The sequence below is a fragment of the Micromonospora sp. NBC_01405 genome, assembly GCF_045040155.1.
Classification (GTDB): Bacteria; Actinomycetota; Actinomycetes; order Mycobacteriales; family Micromonosporaceae; genus Micromonospora.
Genome location: NZ_CP109532.1, coordinates 6,287,253 through 6,302,203 on the forward strand (window position 1 = coordinate 6,287,253; position 14,951 = coordinate 6,302,203).

The window sequence follows — 14,951 nt, forward strand, 5'->3', positions numbered from 1 at the left end:
AAGACCTACCACTGTGGATGCTGACGTAGCATGCCCCGGGTGATTCGCTCATGAGGCCGACCATCGCCGCCGATACCCTGCGCCGGACCCTCACCCAGTACCTGACCACCACCTTCGGCCTCACCGAGGACGGCGTACGCCAAGGTCTTGAGGGCTTCCTCTCCCACCCCGAGCAGGGCATTTTCCGCGGGCCGTACCTGCGAATCCGCACCCCCTTCCGGGGGGCCGAAGGCGACTGGCGCGCGGGCCTGGACTGGGCGCCCGCCGACTTCGCTCCCTGGGTGCACCAGGCGGCGGCGTTCGCCCGGCTGTCGACGAAGGGCAGGGCGGCCGAGCCGACCCTGATCACCACCGGCACCGGCTCCGGCAAGACCGAGTCGTTCCTGATCCCGGTGCTGGACCACTGCCGCCGGCAGCGGCAGCAGGGTAGGGCCGGCATCAAGGCGATCCTGCTCTACCCGATGAACGCCCTGGCCACCGACCAGACCAAGCGCGTGGACGGGCTGCTCGCCGACCCGGCGCTGCACGGCATCACCGCCGGTCTCTACATCGGCGACGTCGCGGAGATCGAGTACCCGCACGTGTTCACCAAGCGCTCGGAGATGCGCCGCACCCCGCCCGACATTCTCATCACCAATTACAAGATGCTGGACCTGCTGCTCCAACGCGCCGAGGATCTGCCGCTGTGGGAGGGGGCCGAGCCGGCGTATGTGGTGCTCGACGAGTTCCACACCTACGACGGCGCGCAGGGCACCGACGTGGCAATGCTGCTGCGCCGCCTCGCCGCCGCGCTGGGCCTCGCCGAGCCGGGCCGCCCGCTCGGGCCGATCTGCCCGGTGGCCACCTCCGCGACGCTGGGCGAGGGAGGCGGCCGGGACGGGCGCACGGCAATCCGCGAGGTCGCCGAGCAGGTCTTCGGCGTCACCTTCGACGCCAGTTCCCTGGTGGGGGAGGACCGCTACGAGCCCGGCGAGTTCGTGCGCTACCAGGACTTCGGCCTGCCGCTGCCCAGCCCGGAGGAGCTCGCCGCTGTCGACGACCGCGACACCGGCGCCATGATGGCCGAGATTGCCGAGCTGATGCTCGGCGAGCGCTGCGTGGACAACCCGGCCCGCCTCGGCGAACTGCTGCGGCAGCATCCACTCACCAAGGCGGTCCTCGACTCGCTACAGGCCCGGCCGTGCACCCTCGAAGAGATCATCGAGGTGTTGCCCCGCAAGAACGCCACCGGCTGGGGCAGCGCGATGAGGACGCGGCCCGAGATCACCGCCAAGGCGCTGGCCCGGTTCGTCGGCCTGCTCGCGATGGCGCGCAACCCGGAGAAGCCGCGCCAGCCGCTGCTCAACATCGAGACCCATCTGTGGGTGCGCGCGGTCTCCCGGCTGCTGCGCGGCACCTCCCGCCAGGCCGCCTTCGGCTGGTACGGCGAGGCCCCGCGCGAGCTGGACCCCTACGCGCCCGACGCCGACGCGGTGGTCGCCGACAACCGCCACCCCCGGCTGCCGGCTGTCTACTGTCGACACTGCGGCCGGTCCGGCTGGATGGCGCTGTCGCCGGAGAAGGACCCGCAGGAGCTGGAGACCGACCCGGACAAGATCTACCGGGCCAGCGTCGGCCGGGACAAGCGCCGGGTCCGCGCGCTGATCGCCGCGACCGACGACGAGGTACGGCAGCGCCCGGCCGGCCTGCTGGTGTTGGAGTACGGCCGGCGGGTGCGCCCCTTCGACCCCCACCGCGACCGGGAGTTGGGCGACGACGAGCTCGTCGTGCTCGGCGACCTCATCGGCGTCGACGGGGCGGAGAAGGACCGCTGCCCGTCCTGCCTGCTCGACCACGGCATCCGGTTCCTCGGCGCCGGCCTGGCCACCCTCGCCTCGGTGGCGATCACCCAGCTCTTCACCGGCGGGGAGCTGGACGAAGCGGAGCGCAGGACGCTGCTGTTCAACGACTCGGTCCAGGACGCCGCGCACCGCGCCGGCTTCGTCGCGAACCGGTCGTACGCCTTCTCGCTGCGCTCTCTGCTGGCCGACCAGCTGCGACCCGGCGAGGCGGTCGGGCTCGACGACCTCGTCGTCGACATGGTCCAGGCGGCGGCGAAGCGGGAGGTCCTCGCCACCGTCGTCCCGCCCGACCTGCACGACCAGCCGGGCGTCAAGGAACTACTCGGGGAGCAGGCGGGCAGCCGGGAGACCTGGGAGCTGATCAGCGAGCGGCTCGTCTTCGCCACCGTCATGGAGACCGGGCTGCGCTCCCGGCAGGGCCGGACCCTGGAGCTGACCCGCGGCGTCGCCGTGGAGGTAGCCCTCGACGACCCCTCCCGCGCCGCCGCGATCTGCCGGGACGTGCACCTGACCGGCCCCGGCCAGCTCGACGCCGCCCCGCCGGACGACGCCCGCTATCTGGCCTTCCTGCGCGGCCTGCTGGAGCGGCTGCGGACCCGGGGGGCGGTTTACCACGAGTGGCTCAGGCCGTACCTGAGGCGGGGCGGGACCCGATGGCAGGTCTGGGGCGGCCGCCCAGCCGGCATGCCGGCGTTTCCCCGGGGTCTCTCCGCGCCCGCGTTCCTGCTCGCGACGCCGAAGTCCCGCTCCGAGTTCGACGCGATCACCGCGCGCGGGAACTGGTACCAGGACTGGACGTCGCGCTGCCTCGGCCTTGACCTCGGCGACGCCGCCGGCTACCTCACCCGGCTGCTGCCGGCGCTGGCCGCCGCCGACGTGGTCGCCGCCGGCGACACCGAGGACGGCAACACGGTGTACGGGCTGCTGCCCGGCCACCTGCGGGTCACCCGGCTCGGCGACGCGGCCGCCGTGCTGGCCGGGGTCGGCTGCGACACCTGCCACTGGCAGCAGACCGAGCACCCCGACCGGGTGGCCGACTGGGCCGGTCAGCCGTGCCGGCAGTACCGCTGCCGGGGCAGCCTGCGCGCCGCAGCCGACGACACCGCCCCGGACGACTACTACCGGCGGCTGTACCTGGAGAGCCCGGTCTTCCGCGTGGTGACCGGCGAGCACACCGGCATGCTCACCCGCCGCCAGCGGGAGACCGTGGAGCAGCAGTTCCGCGACGGCACCCGGTACACCGACCCGAATGTGCTTTCCTGCACGCCCACCCTGGAGATGGGCATCGACATCGGGGCGCTCTCCGCGGTGGTGCTGGCCTCGCTCCCGCACGGGCCGGCCAACTACGTCCAGCGGGCCGGCCGGGCCGGGCGGCGCAGCGGCAACGCGCTGGTGCTGACCCTGGTCGGGCGCACCGAGCGGGACCGCTACTACCTGACCGACCCCCGGGACATGATCGCCGGGCAGATCGTGCCACCCGGCTGCTTCCTCTCCGCCGTGGAGATCCTGCGCCGGCAGTACCTGGCGCACCTGATCGACCTGGCCGCCCGTGGCCGGCTGGCCGGGGTGCTGCCGATGCCCCGGCGGGCGCACGTGCTGTTCGGCCCGGCCGGCTGGCTCACCGGCCTCGCCGAGGCCGGCCGGCGCGACGGAGCACGCCTGGTCGCGGACTTCCTCGCGCTCTTCGGCGACAGGGTCCTGCCGGTCGCCGCCGACCGGCTGCGGGAGTTCGCGGGCGACGGCATCATCCACCGGGTCAGGGAGGCCGGCGAGGCCTGGGAGGAGCGGCTGGCCGACCTGCGGCGCCGGCTCCGGGAGATCACCGCCGCCCTCGGGACGCTGGTGGCCAGCGACCCGGACCACGCCCGCGAGATGAGGATGCTCAAGGCCGAGGCGGGCGCGGTCCGCCGCCGGCTGCGGGAGGTCGGCGGCGCGGCCGCGCACGGCACCCTGGTCGAGTTCGGGCTGCTGCCGAACTACGCCCTGATCGACTCCCGCACAGACCTTGAAGCCACCCTGACCTGGGAGGACAAGGCCGACGACGACCGCCGGTACCACAGCGAGCTGCGGGAGTACGCCCGCCCGGCCCGGCAGGCGCTGACGGAGATCGCCCCCGGCAACAGCTACTACGTCCGGGGCTACCGGCACGAGATCTCCGGCCTCGACGTGGGCCCCGCCGACCGGCCCGCGTACGAGCAATGGCGGGTCTGCGCCCAGTGCGGCTACGTCCGTACCCACCTGGCGAAGGAGGACACCAGCGCCTGCCCGCGCTGCAAGGACCGGGGCATCGCCGACCACGGGCGGCTGTTCCAGGTGCTCCGGCCGACCCGGGTGCGCAGCCGCGACAAGCGCGACGACGCGCGGATCCGCGACGACAGCGACGACCGGGTTCGCCGCTTCTACGCCACCGCCACGGCCGTCGACATCGACCCGGACCTCGTCGACTCCTCGTGGCGACACGCGCACGACACCTTCGGCGTCGACTACAGCCGGCACGCCGTGATCCGCCGGTTCAACCTCGGCGCCCAGCGCTACGACCGGACCGCCGAGGCGTTCGCCGGCGACGAGGTCAGGATCAACCGGTTCCACACCTGCACGTCGTGCGGCGGCACCACCGTCGACGGTGCCCCCGCCGTCAGCCAGCAACTCGCCGCGCAGGCCTCCGGGGCGACCGTCGCGCAGGGCGCCGAGCACCACCTGCCCTGGTGCCCGTACCGCCGCTCGCCGGCCGCGCCCGACAGCCACGTGGACCTGATCCTGGCCCACGAGCTGGAGACCGAGGCGCTACGCATCCTGATCCCCGTGGCCACCGCCATGGTGGCGGACCGGCTCGTCTCGTTCGCCGCGGCCGTGCGCCTCGGCATCGCCGCCCAGTACGGCGGCGACCCGGCGCACCTTCAGGTCGTGTCGGCCACCATGCCCGACGGGCAGAGCGACGGTACGCGCAACTTCGTCGTCGTCCACGACACCCAGCCGCAGGGCACCGGCTACCTGCACCGGCTGGCCGAGCCGGAGGAGTTCCGGCGCGTGCTGGAGCTGGCCCGGCAGCGGATCGCGGACTGCGACTGCCGGCACGAGGCCAAGGCGGTGTGCCACCGCTGCCTCCTGCGCTACGCCCGCAACGAGGAGTTCGCGCTGATGAGCCGCGACGAGGCACTCGGCATGCTCGACCGGCTCCTCGACAACTGGGACGTCGAGCGGGACATCCGCACCCACGAGATCTCACTGATCCACCAGGTCGAGAGCGAACTGGAGATGCGCTTCCTCACCAAGCTGCTGGCCCTCGGTGAGACGCCGGGCTCCGGGCTGCGCATCGACCGGCGCACCGACCACGACGGGGCGCGCATCGCCGACCTGAGATTCGTCCGCGACGGCGGGCACAGCGTCACCCACTGGCAGATGAAGCTGCAGAACACCGTCCGGGGCACTCGCCCGGATGTGCACTTCACCCGCCTTGACGGGGCGTCGCCGGAGGTGGTCGTCTACCTCGACGGCTTCAAGTACCACGCCTCCGTCCAGCACAACAGGCTCGCCGACGACGCGGAGAAGCGGGCCCGGCTGCGCGCGCACGGCTACCTGGTCTTCGCCGCCACCTGGGACGACGTCAAGACCTGGGGCGGCACCGACGGGCAGGGACGGTGGACCCCGTACGGCGGGGTCTGCAAGCAGGCGGCCCGGGAGCGGTACCGCGGCTTCCTGCCGGGGGCGGACCCGAACGAGCTCGAGGACACCATCTGGACGAATCCGATCGAGCAGTTGCTGCGTTTCCTCGCCGACCCCGACCCGACCCGGTGGCAGCGCAGGGCCGAAGCGACCCTCGCCGGTCTACTCAAGCAGGCCCGGGACAACGTGGCCACCAACTCCGACGGGGTGCCGGAACGGCTGCTGGCGGCGGTGCGCGGGGAGCCGCTGCCTGCTCCCAGAGCGGGCCGCATCATGGTCGCCCGCGCGCGGGACAACGCGGACTGCCCGGTGATCGTCGTCGTCGACGGGCGTGGCGGACCGCTGCCGACGTGGTCGGCGCTCGCCGTACTCGACGACCTGCCGGCCGCGGTGTCCGACGTGGGACACCGGGAACGCTGGGCCGCCTGGCTGGCCTGGGGCAACGTCATCCAGTTCCTCCTGCCCGGCGGTGGCGACGCCGGCCAGCTCGCCGCCTCGGCCCTGGACGCCTTCGAGCCCGCGTCGATGGCGGTGACCGAGGGCACCGGGCTCGCCCTGGCCCAGCGCGCGCTGCCGCTGGACGAGGAGACCGCGACCTGGCTCGGCGTCGCGTCGCAGCCGGTGCCCGCCGGGCCGGAGCCGGTCGACGACTCCTCGCCGTGGCGGGACATCCTGCGCTGCCTCGATCGGGACGAGAGCACCCTGGAGCCGTTGGTGCAACAGCTCGCGCGGCAGGACGTCCCCACGCCCGTCGCCGGCTACGAGCTCGGCGACCAGGGCTGGCAGGCAGAGCTGGCGTGGCCCGAGCAGCGCATCGCGATCGTGCTCACCGGCCCACCCGACGACCCGGAGACCGAGGACCGCGACCGGGCGTACGCCGAGGCCGGCTGGCACGCGCGCACCGCGCGGGAGTGGTCGGTCGACGAGCTGGCGGCACAGATCAGGGCGACGAGCGGGAGGGAACGTCGATGAACACCGGGGCAACCCTGCGGATGCTGGACCGCGCCGACAAGGAGGTCATGAAGCTCACCCGTGCCGACATCGGCGCGGTCTACGAGTTCATGCACAAGTTCCGGCACAACCCGGAGAATCCCGGGCTGCACCTGAAGTCGCTCAACGGTGACTCCCGGCTGATGTCCGCCCGGGTCAGCAGGGACTACCGGGCCCTGCTGCTGCACATCGCCGAACGCGACTACCTGCTCGTCGCGGTCAAGCACCGTGGCGAGGTGTACGACGACCTCAGCCGGTACGCGTACCGGATCAACCGGATCACCGGCGGCATCGAGGTCGTCGACCTGGCCCCGGTGGGTGACAGCATCGTCGGCCGGGTCGTCCCGCCGGCCGAGGAGCCGGAACCGGCCCGCAGGCCGCTCTTCGCCGCGGTCACCGACGCCCAGCTGCTGGAACTCGGCGTCGCCGAGCCGCTGTTGCCGCAGATCCGTGGACTGGCCGCCGAGGCCGAGCTGCTGGAACTGCTCGACCGGGCGCCACAGCTCACCACCGACGTGCTCTTCGCGCTTTTCGACGGCACCCCCTACGACCAGGTGCTCCGGCAGGTCACCGACCCGGTGCGCGCCGAGGACCCGGTGGATCCGGAGGACTTCGAGGCCGCGGTGGAACGCCCCGCCACGCAGGTGACCTCCGACGACGAGGCGTTGCAGGCGATGCTCGGCGAGGCGTTCGAGCGGTGGCAGATCTTCCTCCACCCGACCCAGCGGAAGCTGGTCGAGCGCAGGTACAAGGGGCCGGCCCGGATCGGCGGCGGGCCGGGCACGGGCAAGACGATCGTCGCCCTGCACCGGGTCGCGCACCTCGTCCGACAGTTGCCCGCCGGGACGGACAGGCCCATCCTGTTGACCACCTTCAACCGGAACCTCGCCGCCGACCTGAAGACCCGCCTGCTGGCCCTCGGCGGGCAGGAGTTGGTGTCGCGGGTCGACATCGTCAACATCGACCGGCTGGCCAGCCGGGTGGTGGCCGAGGCGAAGGCGGGCGGTAGCCGGCGGGTGGTCGACGACAACCGCGTCCCCGATCTGTGGGCCGACTTCCTGGTCGAGACCGGGGACACCGGCTGGGACGCCGAGTTCCTGGCCGCCGAGTGGATCCAGGTGGTCCTCGGTCAGGTGCTCAACTCCCGGACGGAGTACTTCCGGGCCCGTCGCCCCAACCGCGGTCGTAGCCTGACCCGGATCGAGCGGGACCAGATCTGGCACCTCACCGAGCGGTTCACCACCTGGCTGGAGGGGCAGGGGATGTGGACCTGGCGGCAGGTCGCCCAGCGGGCCGCCCGCCTCGAGATGGACCGTACCGCGCACAACAACGGTCTGACGGGCGAATCGTCCGGCGGGTTCTACCGGCCGCGCTACCGGCACGTCGTCGTCGACGAGGCGCAGGACCTCAGCGCGGCCCACTGGAAGATGCTGCGGGCCATGGTCGCTCCGGGCCCCGACGACATGTTCCTCACCGGCGACACCCATCAGCGCATCTACGACAACCACGTCACGTTGAGCAGCCTCGGCGTCAACATCCGCGGTCGATCGTCGCGGCTCACGCTGAGCTACCGCACCACCCGACAGATCCTGGCCGACGCTCTTCAGATCATGACCGGGGAGGTGTACGACGACCTCGACGGCGGCGAGGAAGACCTGGCGGGGTACCGCTCCCTGCTGCGGGGCGGTCGGCCGGTGTTCCGGGGCGCCCCGACCTGGGCCCAGGAACGCGACCTGATCGTCGAGCAGTTGCACAGCTGGGGCGATCCCAGCGACGGCTCGGTGGCCGTCTGCGTACCCACGAAGGAGCTGGCGGCGGACGTGATAAGCCGCCTCGAGGCCGACGGACTGTCCGTGGTGGAGATCGGCCCGGACGGCCCGAAGCAGCTCGACGGCGTCCACGTCGGCACCATGCATCGCTTCAAGGGCCTCGAGTATCAGCGCATGATCATCGCCGGCGTGAGCGACGGGCTGGTGCCACGGCAGATGATCAACCGGTACCGCGACACCGACCCAAAGCGTTACCAGCGCGAACGCCAACGGGACCGGTCGCTGCTCTTCGTCGCCGCCACTCGGCCCCGCGACGGGCTGACGGTGCTCTGGCACGGCGCGCCCAGCCCCTTCCTGACCAGCCGCCTCGTCCAGCGACAACTAACGTGAGTGCCCGCCCCCGGGGCGTCCGGGGCCGGTCCGCGACCAGGGGAGGCGAGAAGAGGTGCAGGCGCGGGACCGCATCGGCGAGCGGTACGAGTTGACGCATCCCATCGGACGCGGCGGAATGGGGGAGGTCTGGGCGGGCTACGACCGACGACTGGACCGGGCCGTGGCGATCAAGTTTCTCCGCACGCTGGAGGTGCCGGAGGACGAGCGAGAGGTCGCGGTCAGGCGCTTCGGGCGGGAGGCCCGTGCCATCGCTCGCCTGGATCACCCAGGTGTGCCGGTGGTGCATGACCTGGGTGAGCATGGGGACGACTTGTACATCGTGATGCAGCTCGTCCGTGGGCTCGACCTCGCCGACCACATCGCCGAGCAGGAACGACTCGACGTGGGGGAGGCGGTCTCCATCGCCGCCCAGGCATGTGCGGTCCTGGTGGCCGCCCACGCCGCATCGCTGGTGCACCGCGACCTCAAGCCGCAGAACGTGATGCTCACCCCCGGCGGGGTGGTGAAGGTCCTCGATTTCGGCGTAGCCGCCCTTCTCGGTCCGGCCGAGGCGTCTCGCCTGACGACGACCGGAAGCACCCTCGGCACGCCCGCCTACATCGCACCGGAGCAGGCCGCCGGCGGCCCTGTCGGTCCCGCCGTCGACCTCTACGCCGTCGGATGCATCCTGTTCGAGATGCTCGCCGGACGAAAGCCGTACGAGGCGACGAACGCTCTCGACATGCTGCGGCAGCACATGCACGCGCCGATCCCGATCATCCTCGATCATCGGCGGGACGTGCCCGAGGAACTGGCTCACCTGGTGTTCTGCCTGTTGGCCAAGAACGCCGCCGAGCGGCCCGCGTCCGCCGCCGAGGTCGAGAGACTCCTCCGGCCGTTCCTCCTCGACGGGACCGGTCATCAGGATGTCGCTCCCGGCTGGGGGAGGAGATGAATCCGGTTTAAGCGGTCATGGTCCACTGTGCACCTGGCGCGGATACCGGCTCCGCACAGGGCAAGTTTTGAGAAGTGTGGTGTCGATCGCCGATGTGAAACTCATGGATCTCTTACGACCAGAAGGCAGAGTGATCATGAGTAGCGATTCGGTACTCCTGCTTTTTCCCATCATCGTGGGCATCGTCATGCTCGGGCTCGGACTCACCCTGACCCTCGAGGACTTCCGCCGGGTGGTGAAATACCCCAAGGCGATGGTGGTCTGCCTGGTCGCCCAGATGCTGATCCTGCCGGCGATCTGCCTGGGCCTGGTGGTCGCGTTCAACCTGCGCCCCGAGCTGGCGGTCGGCATGATGCTGCTCGCCGCCTCGCCCGGCGGCAGCACGGCCAGCCTCTACAGCCACCTGTTCAAGGGCGACCTGGCGCTCAACATCTCGCTGACCGCGGTGAACTCGGTGCTGGCGCTGTTCACGCTGCCGATCATCGTGAACCTGTCGGTGTCGGCCTTCGTCGGATCGGACAGCTCGCTCGGCCTCCAGTTCGACAAGGTGATCCAGGTGTTCGCCCTGGTCCTGATCCCGATCGCCATCGGCATGGTCATCCGCGCGAAGTTCACCGCCGCCGCACAGCGCATGGAGCGCACTGTCAAGATCCTCTCGGTGGTGGCGCTGATCGTGATGATCTCCGGTGTGATCGCCGGCCTGGGCGCGGAGGTGTTCGACATCCTCGGGGAGATCATCCTCGCGGTGGTGGCCTTCAACCTGATCAGCATGGCGGTCGGCTACTTCGGCCCGCGCCTGCTCAAGGTCGGCGAGCGCGCGTCGATCGCCTCGGCGTTCGAGATCGGCCTGCACAACGCCAGCCTGGCCATCACCATCGGAATGAGCCCGACGCTGCTCGACAACTCCACGATGGCGATGCCGTCGGTGACGTACGGCTTCGTCATGTTCTTCACCGCCGCTGTCTTCGGCATCATCGTCTCCCGCCGTGTGCGGGCAACGACCCCGACCGGCGACCTGTCGGCGACCCCGAGCCGGGTGTGAACCGGGCCCCCGCCGGCACGATCGATTGAGAGCACAGACCGAAGAGCGCGCCCGGCGACCCCGCCGGGCGCGCTCTTTCGCGTGGTACGACCTCAGCGCGCGACTCCTCTTCCGCGTTGCATCTTGTTGCATCCGGACGCCATTGGTGAAACATGGTGGATTCGCTGTCGATGATTGTCTGCCAGAACACGTTGCCGGTCGGTGATTCCGCCACGACACAACAGTCCACCTGCGACGACAGTCATTCCGCCACCGCCTTGCCGGGAGGCGCGCGGTGCAATTCTGCTACCGGACACGGCCGTTCCTGCAACTGCTGCGGCTCACGGGAAAGAAAGTCGACGGAATGGGGGAAAACTGCGGTTTAGGTCGTTGCCATTCCGCTGACGGTCGGCCCATGCTGGTTCCCGACGCGGCGGCCGGACCATCCCCCCGGTGCCGGCCGCCGCGCGCCCCCAGCCATCCCACCGACAGCCGAGAGGACGGAGCCGGATGAGCCTGCGCAACCAGCGTCCGGATCACCTGGACGGAGCGACGCACCGCTCCTCCGCGTACCCCAGCCTGCTGCCGTGGCAGGTGCGCGAGCGCCGCTTCCGGCCCGCCGGTCGCGGACGCCGCGGCCTGGACCCCGACGACGTGTACGCCTTTCTCGACCGGGTCGCCGCCGATCTGGCCGGCGCCTACGCCGCGCTCGGCGCCAGCCGCCGGGAGGCCGCCCGGCTCACGTATGCGCTGTGCCGCCGCGAGGCGGCCCCGTCCACCGACCCGGACCGGCGCCGGTGACCCGGCGGTACGTCGTCCACCTGCCCGTCGTCGCCGTCGACCTGGCCGCCGCGCAGCGGCTGGCCCGGCTGGTCGGCCGGTGGCTGCTCGTGCTGCCGCACGCCGACCCCGGGGAGACCACCGTGTCCTCCGAGGACGACCAGAACGTACGCCACCGGGTCTTCTGCGACCGGCGGATGCCCGGCGGCGGCCGGCGCTGCCTGCTGCGCGCCGAGCACGACGGCCCCTGTGCCCGCCGCCTGCGCCGCTGAGGGCCGGGTTCACGGGGGTGAGTGGTGTCCGGCCCGCCCCGGTGCGACGATCATGATCGTCCCCGAACGTGGCGAGGAGAGCGCGATGATCAGTGACGCTGACCTGGACGACTGCCGGCGGGTCGCCGAGGAGGCGGCGCGTCTCGGCGGGCGGGAGCTGCTGCTGCGCTTCGGCGACCACGGCCGGGTCGACTACAAGACGGCGTCCACCGACCCGGTGAGCGACGCGGACCGGGCCAGCGAGGCGCGGATCGTCGAGCTGCTGCGCGCCCGCCGGCCCGACGACGGCATCCTGGCCGAGGAGGGCAGCGGCCACGTCGGTGGCTCCGGGCTGCGCTGGGTGCTGGACCCGCTGGACGGCACCGTGAACTACGTGTCCGGGATGCCGTTCTGGTGCGTCAGCGTGGCCTGCGAGGTGGAGACGGCCGGCGGCTGGCAGCCGGTCGTCGGGGTGATCCTCGACCCGGTGCACGACGAGCTGTTCCACGCCGTCCGGGGCCGGGGCGCGTACCTGGGCGACAGCCCGCTGGCCCGGCCCGCCGGCACCGCCCTCGACGAGGTCATCCTCGCCAGCGGGTACGCGTACGACGTCGCCCACCGCAGGGTGCAGGCGGCCGTCGTGGCCGACCTCGCCGGTGACGTACGCGGGGTGCGGATGCTCGGTTCCACCGCGCTGGCCCTGTGCTGGGTGGCCGCCGGGCGCTGCGACGCGTACGTCGAGGATCGCGCCTTCCGCTGGGACTGGGCCGCCGGCCTGGTGATCGCCACCGAGGCCGGCGCGGCCGTCGAGGTGAACGGCAGCCGGGTGCTCGCCGCGCCGCCGGAGCTGATCGACGATCTCCGGCCCCGGGTCGCCGCGCTGGGCTGACCGCCGAAAAGTGTGACGAGCCGCCCGGCGTGGGGGTTGCGCCGGGCGGCTCGCCACGTCGGGGAAGGCTCAGAGGAAGAGGGTGTTCGGGCCCAGGCCGCAGACGACCCGGCCGTACAGCTCGGTGTTGGTGTCGGCGTTGATGAGCCCGTGCAGGCTCATCGCGTTGACGTCCCGGGCGATCCGTTGGATCGGCACGTCACGGTAGATGGACGAGCCGCCGCTGGCGGAGGCGAAGATGTCCACCGCCTCCTTGGCCAGCCGGGTGGCCCAGCCGTGGTCGGCGCGGACCCGGGCCCGCTCCTCCAGCGTCCACTCCGCGCCGCTGGCCGCCTTGCTGTCGACCAGGTCGGCGGCGTGGTACGCGTGGAACTCGGCCTGGTCGATCTTCATGAGCGCGGTGCCGATCTTCAGGTGGGTGACCGGCGCCTCGCTCTGGTTCTCGTAGTTGGTGTAGGTGATCCCCCGGCCGGGGAGCCGGTCGAGGAACTCGTCGCGCGCGGACTTGGCCACGCCGACCGCCGCGCCCACGCCGGACGCCGCCGCGTTCAGCGCGGCCGGGGTGCGCCAGACGGCAGAGTCGGCGTTGCCCTGTGACAGGCCCTGCGGGATCATGGCCGCGCTCATCGGGATGATGTGGCTGCTCGGCACGAACACGTCGCGGGCCACCGTGGTGACGCTGCCGGTGGCGGTCAGGCCGGTGGTGTACCAGTCGTCGACGATCTCCAGGCTGCCGATCGGGATCAGCGCCATGATCGGCTCCGGCTCGGCGTCCGGGCGCAGCAGGACCGCGGCGATCTCCTGCCACTGCGCGTGGTGCGCCCCGCTGATGAAGTGCCAGCTGCCGTTGACGACGACGCCCCCGTCGGTGGGGACGGCCGTGCCGCCGACGCTGTTGGTGCCGCACACCCGGGCGTTGGGGGTGGCGAACACCTCGTCCTGGGCCTCGTCGGGGAACAGGCCGGCGAGCCAGGTGGGGATCCACAGCACGGAGGTGACCCAGGCGGTGCTGGCGTCGCCCCGGCCCAGCTCGGTGGCGACCGCCACGAGCGTGCGGGTGTCCACCTCGTACCCGCCGTAGCGGCGGGGCGTGCGGAGCTTGAACAGCCCGGCCTCCTCGATCGCGGCCACCGTCTCGTCGTGGAGGCGACGGTTCTCCTCCTGCCACGCCGCGTGTTTGCGGATCAGCGGGACGAGATCCGCGGCGCGCTGGACGAGTTCCTCGCGGCTGGGTGCTTCGGTGATCGTGGGCACATGTCCTCCTCAACGGGCGACCGGATCGATCGGGATCCTGTCTGCCAAGCGCCATCGACGCTGTCACATCCCGGCTGCCGCGGCCTCTTCCGGATTGCTCGTTGCCGGTGCGGGTTCGGCCGGTGAAAAAGGCACGAGCGGAGAAGTCGGCCCCTCCGTGGCCGTGTCAGGGTCGCAGGTGTCGCCCGGTCTTCGTGTGGGCCGGCGGCGACCGTCGAGGGAGGAACGATGAGTTTTCCGCAGATCGTCTCGCGTGAGGAATGGACCACTGCCCGGGAAAGGCTGCTGGAGGAGGAGAAGGCGCTGACCCGCGCCCGGGACCAGCTCAGCGCCGCGCGCCGGGCCATGCCCGTGGTGCCGGTGGAGAAGGAGTACGTGTTCGCCTCGCCCACCGGTGAGGTGACGCTGCTCGAACTGTTCCAGGGGCGCCGCCAGCTGCTCGTCCGGCACTTCATGTTCGCCCCGGACGCGAAGGAGGGCTGCGTCGGCTGCTCGATGCAGGCCGACAACGTCGGGGACCTGTCGCACATGCACGCTCGGGACACCTCGTTCGTGATGATCGCCCGGGCTCCGCTGGAGAAGATCGAGCAGTTCAAGGCCCGGATGGGCTGGGCCCACATCCCGTGGGTGTCCTCGTACGGCAGCGACTTCAACTACGACTTCAACGTCACCATGGAGAAGGGCGAGCTGCCGGCGGTCAGCTCCTTCATCCGCGAGGGCGAGAAGATCTTCCACGCCAGCTCGGTGTTCGACCGGGGCGGCGAGGTGTTCATCAACACCTACAACTACCTCGACGTCACCCCGCTGGGCCGGCAGGAGGAGGAGTTGGCGCACCCGTGGGACTGGTGGCGGCACCACGACCGCTACGACGCCGAGCAGGCCGCCAACCCGGGCGAGAACTGGTGGACCGGGCTGAACAAGTTCCAGGTGCGCCACGAGAGCCCGGCCGAGCAGCAGCCGACGGAGACCGCGACGCAGTGACGGCCGCGCGGTGGGGTGCGGCGGCACCTTACCGTCCGCGGCGGCCGGTTCCCGGCCGGCGGCTTCGGCCGTCGCCGGGAGCCGGCCGCCGTCGCGCGTGGGACAGGACGCCCGGCCCCGGGTCGCCGCGACGGCGCGGTGCCCGGGCCCTGTGTCGTTCGGCTCGTGCGTCGTTCCAAGCCGTG

At 71.7% G+C, this 14,951-nt stretch carries 9 protein-coding genes; 8 read left to right on the forward strand and 1 reads right to left on the reverse strand.

Annotated elements, in window-relative coordinates; genetic code table 11:
- Positions 1-50: 50 nt before the first annotated feature.
- The 7 genes from OG559_RS27095 to OG559_RS27125 all read left to right on the forward strand — a co-directional run bounded on the left by OG559_RS27095 (position 51) and on the right by OG559_RS27125 (position 12,531).
- A complete protein-coding gene (locus OG559_RS27095) occupies positions 51-6,476 on the forward strand; it encodes a DEAD/DEAH box helicase (protein WP_405108733.1) in 6,426 nt (2,141 codons plus the stop codon).
- Positions 6,473-8,653: a UvrD-helicase domain-containing protein gene (locus OG559_RS27100; RefSeq protein WP_405108736.1), complete on the forward strand. Its 2,181-nt coding sequence runs from the start codon at positions 6,473-6,475 to the stop codon at positions 8,651-8,653. The genes OG559_RS27095 and OG559_RS27100 overlap by 4 nt, the downstream gene beginning before the upstream one ends.
- A gap of 55 nt (positions 8,654-8,708) precedes the next feature.
- Positions 8,709-9,590 carry a serine/threonine-protein kinase gene (locus OG559_RS27105; RefSeq protein ID WP_405108739.1) on the forward strand — a complete coding sequence of 294 codons (882 nt, stop codon included), beginning with the start codon at positions 8,709-8,711 and terminating at the stop codon, positions 9,588-9,590.
- Positions 9,591-9,726: 136 nt separating this feature from the next.
- On the forward strand, positions 9,727-10,632 hold the full coding sequence (locus tag OG559_RS27110) for a bile acid:sodium symporter family protein (protein WP_405117003.1): 906 nt from the start codon (positions 9,727-9,729) through the stop codon (positions 10,630-10,632).
- Between the two features lie 489 nt (positions 10,633-11,121).
- Positions 11,122-11,412 (forward strand): DivIVA domain-containing protein, encoded by a 291-nt coding sequence (locus OG559_RS27115; protein ID WP_405108742.1) that lies wholly within the window; start codon positions 11,122-11,124, stop codon positions 11,410-11,412.
- Positions 11,409-11,663 (forward strand): hypothetical protein, encoded by a 255-nt coding sequence (locus OG559_RS27120; protein WP_405108745.1) that lies wholly within the window; start codon positions 11,409-11,411, stop codon positions 11,661-11,663. The genes OG559_RS27115 and OG559_RS27120 overlap by 4 nt, the downstream gene beginning before the upstream one ends.
- 85 nt (positions 11,664-11,748) lie before the next feature.
- Positions 11,749-12,531, forward strand: a complete 783-nt coding sequence (locus OG559_RS27125) for an inositol monophosphatase family protein (protein WP_405108748.1) — start codon at positions 11,749-11,751, stop codon at positions 12,529-12,531.
- A gap of 69 nt (positions 12,532-12,600) precedes the next feature.
- Here OG559_RS27125 and OG559_RS27130 read toward each other — a convergent pair whose 3' ends face one another.
- Positions 12,601-13,785 (reverse strand): acyl-CoA dehydrogenase family protein, encoded by a 1,185-nt coding sequence (locus OG559_RS27130; RefSeq protein ID WP_405108751.1) that lies wholly within the window; start codon positions 13,783-13,785, stop codon positions 12,601-12,603.
- Positions 13,786-14,013: 228 nt separating this feature from the next.
- Between OG559_RS27130 and OG559_RS27135 the strand changes: the two genes are divergently transcribed.
- A complete protein-coding gene (locus OG559_RS27135; protein ID WP_405108754.1) occupies positions 14,014-14,766 on the forward strand; it encodes a DUF899 domain-containing protein in 753 nt (250 codons plus the stop codon).
- The last annotated feature ends 185 nt before the right edge of the window (positions 14,767-14,951 follow it).

Excerpts from the sequence above, each read along its gene's own strand:
- OG559_RS27095 (WP_405108733.1), top strand. The coding sequence starts at position 51 with ATGAGGCCGACCATCGCCGCCGATACCCTGCGCCGGACCCTCACCCAG.
- OG559_RS27100 (WP_405108736.1), top strand. The coding sequence starts at position 6,473 with ATGAACACCGGGGCAACCCTGCGGATGCTGGACCGCGCCGACAAGGAG.
- OG559_RS27110 (WP_405117003.1), top strand. The coding sequence starts at position 9,727 with ATGAGTAGCGATTCGGTACTCCTGCTTTTTCCCATCATCGTGGGCATC.
- OG559_RS27115 (WP_405108742.1), top strand. The coding sequence starts at position 11,122 with ATGAGCCTGCGCAACCAGCGTCCGGATCACCTGGACGGAGCGACGCAC.
- OG559_RS27125 (WP_405108748.1), top strand. The coding sequence starts at position 11,749 with ATGATCAGTGACGCTGACCTGGACGACTGCCGGCGGGTCGCCGAGGAG.
- OG559_RS27135 (WP_405108754.1), top strand. The coding sequence starts at position 14,014 with ATGAGTTTTCCGCAGATCGTCTCGCGTGAGGAATGGACCACTGCCCGG.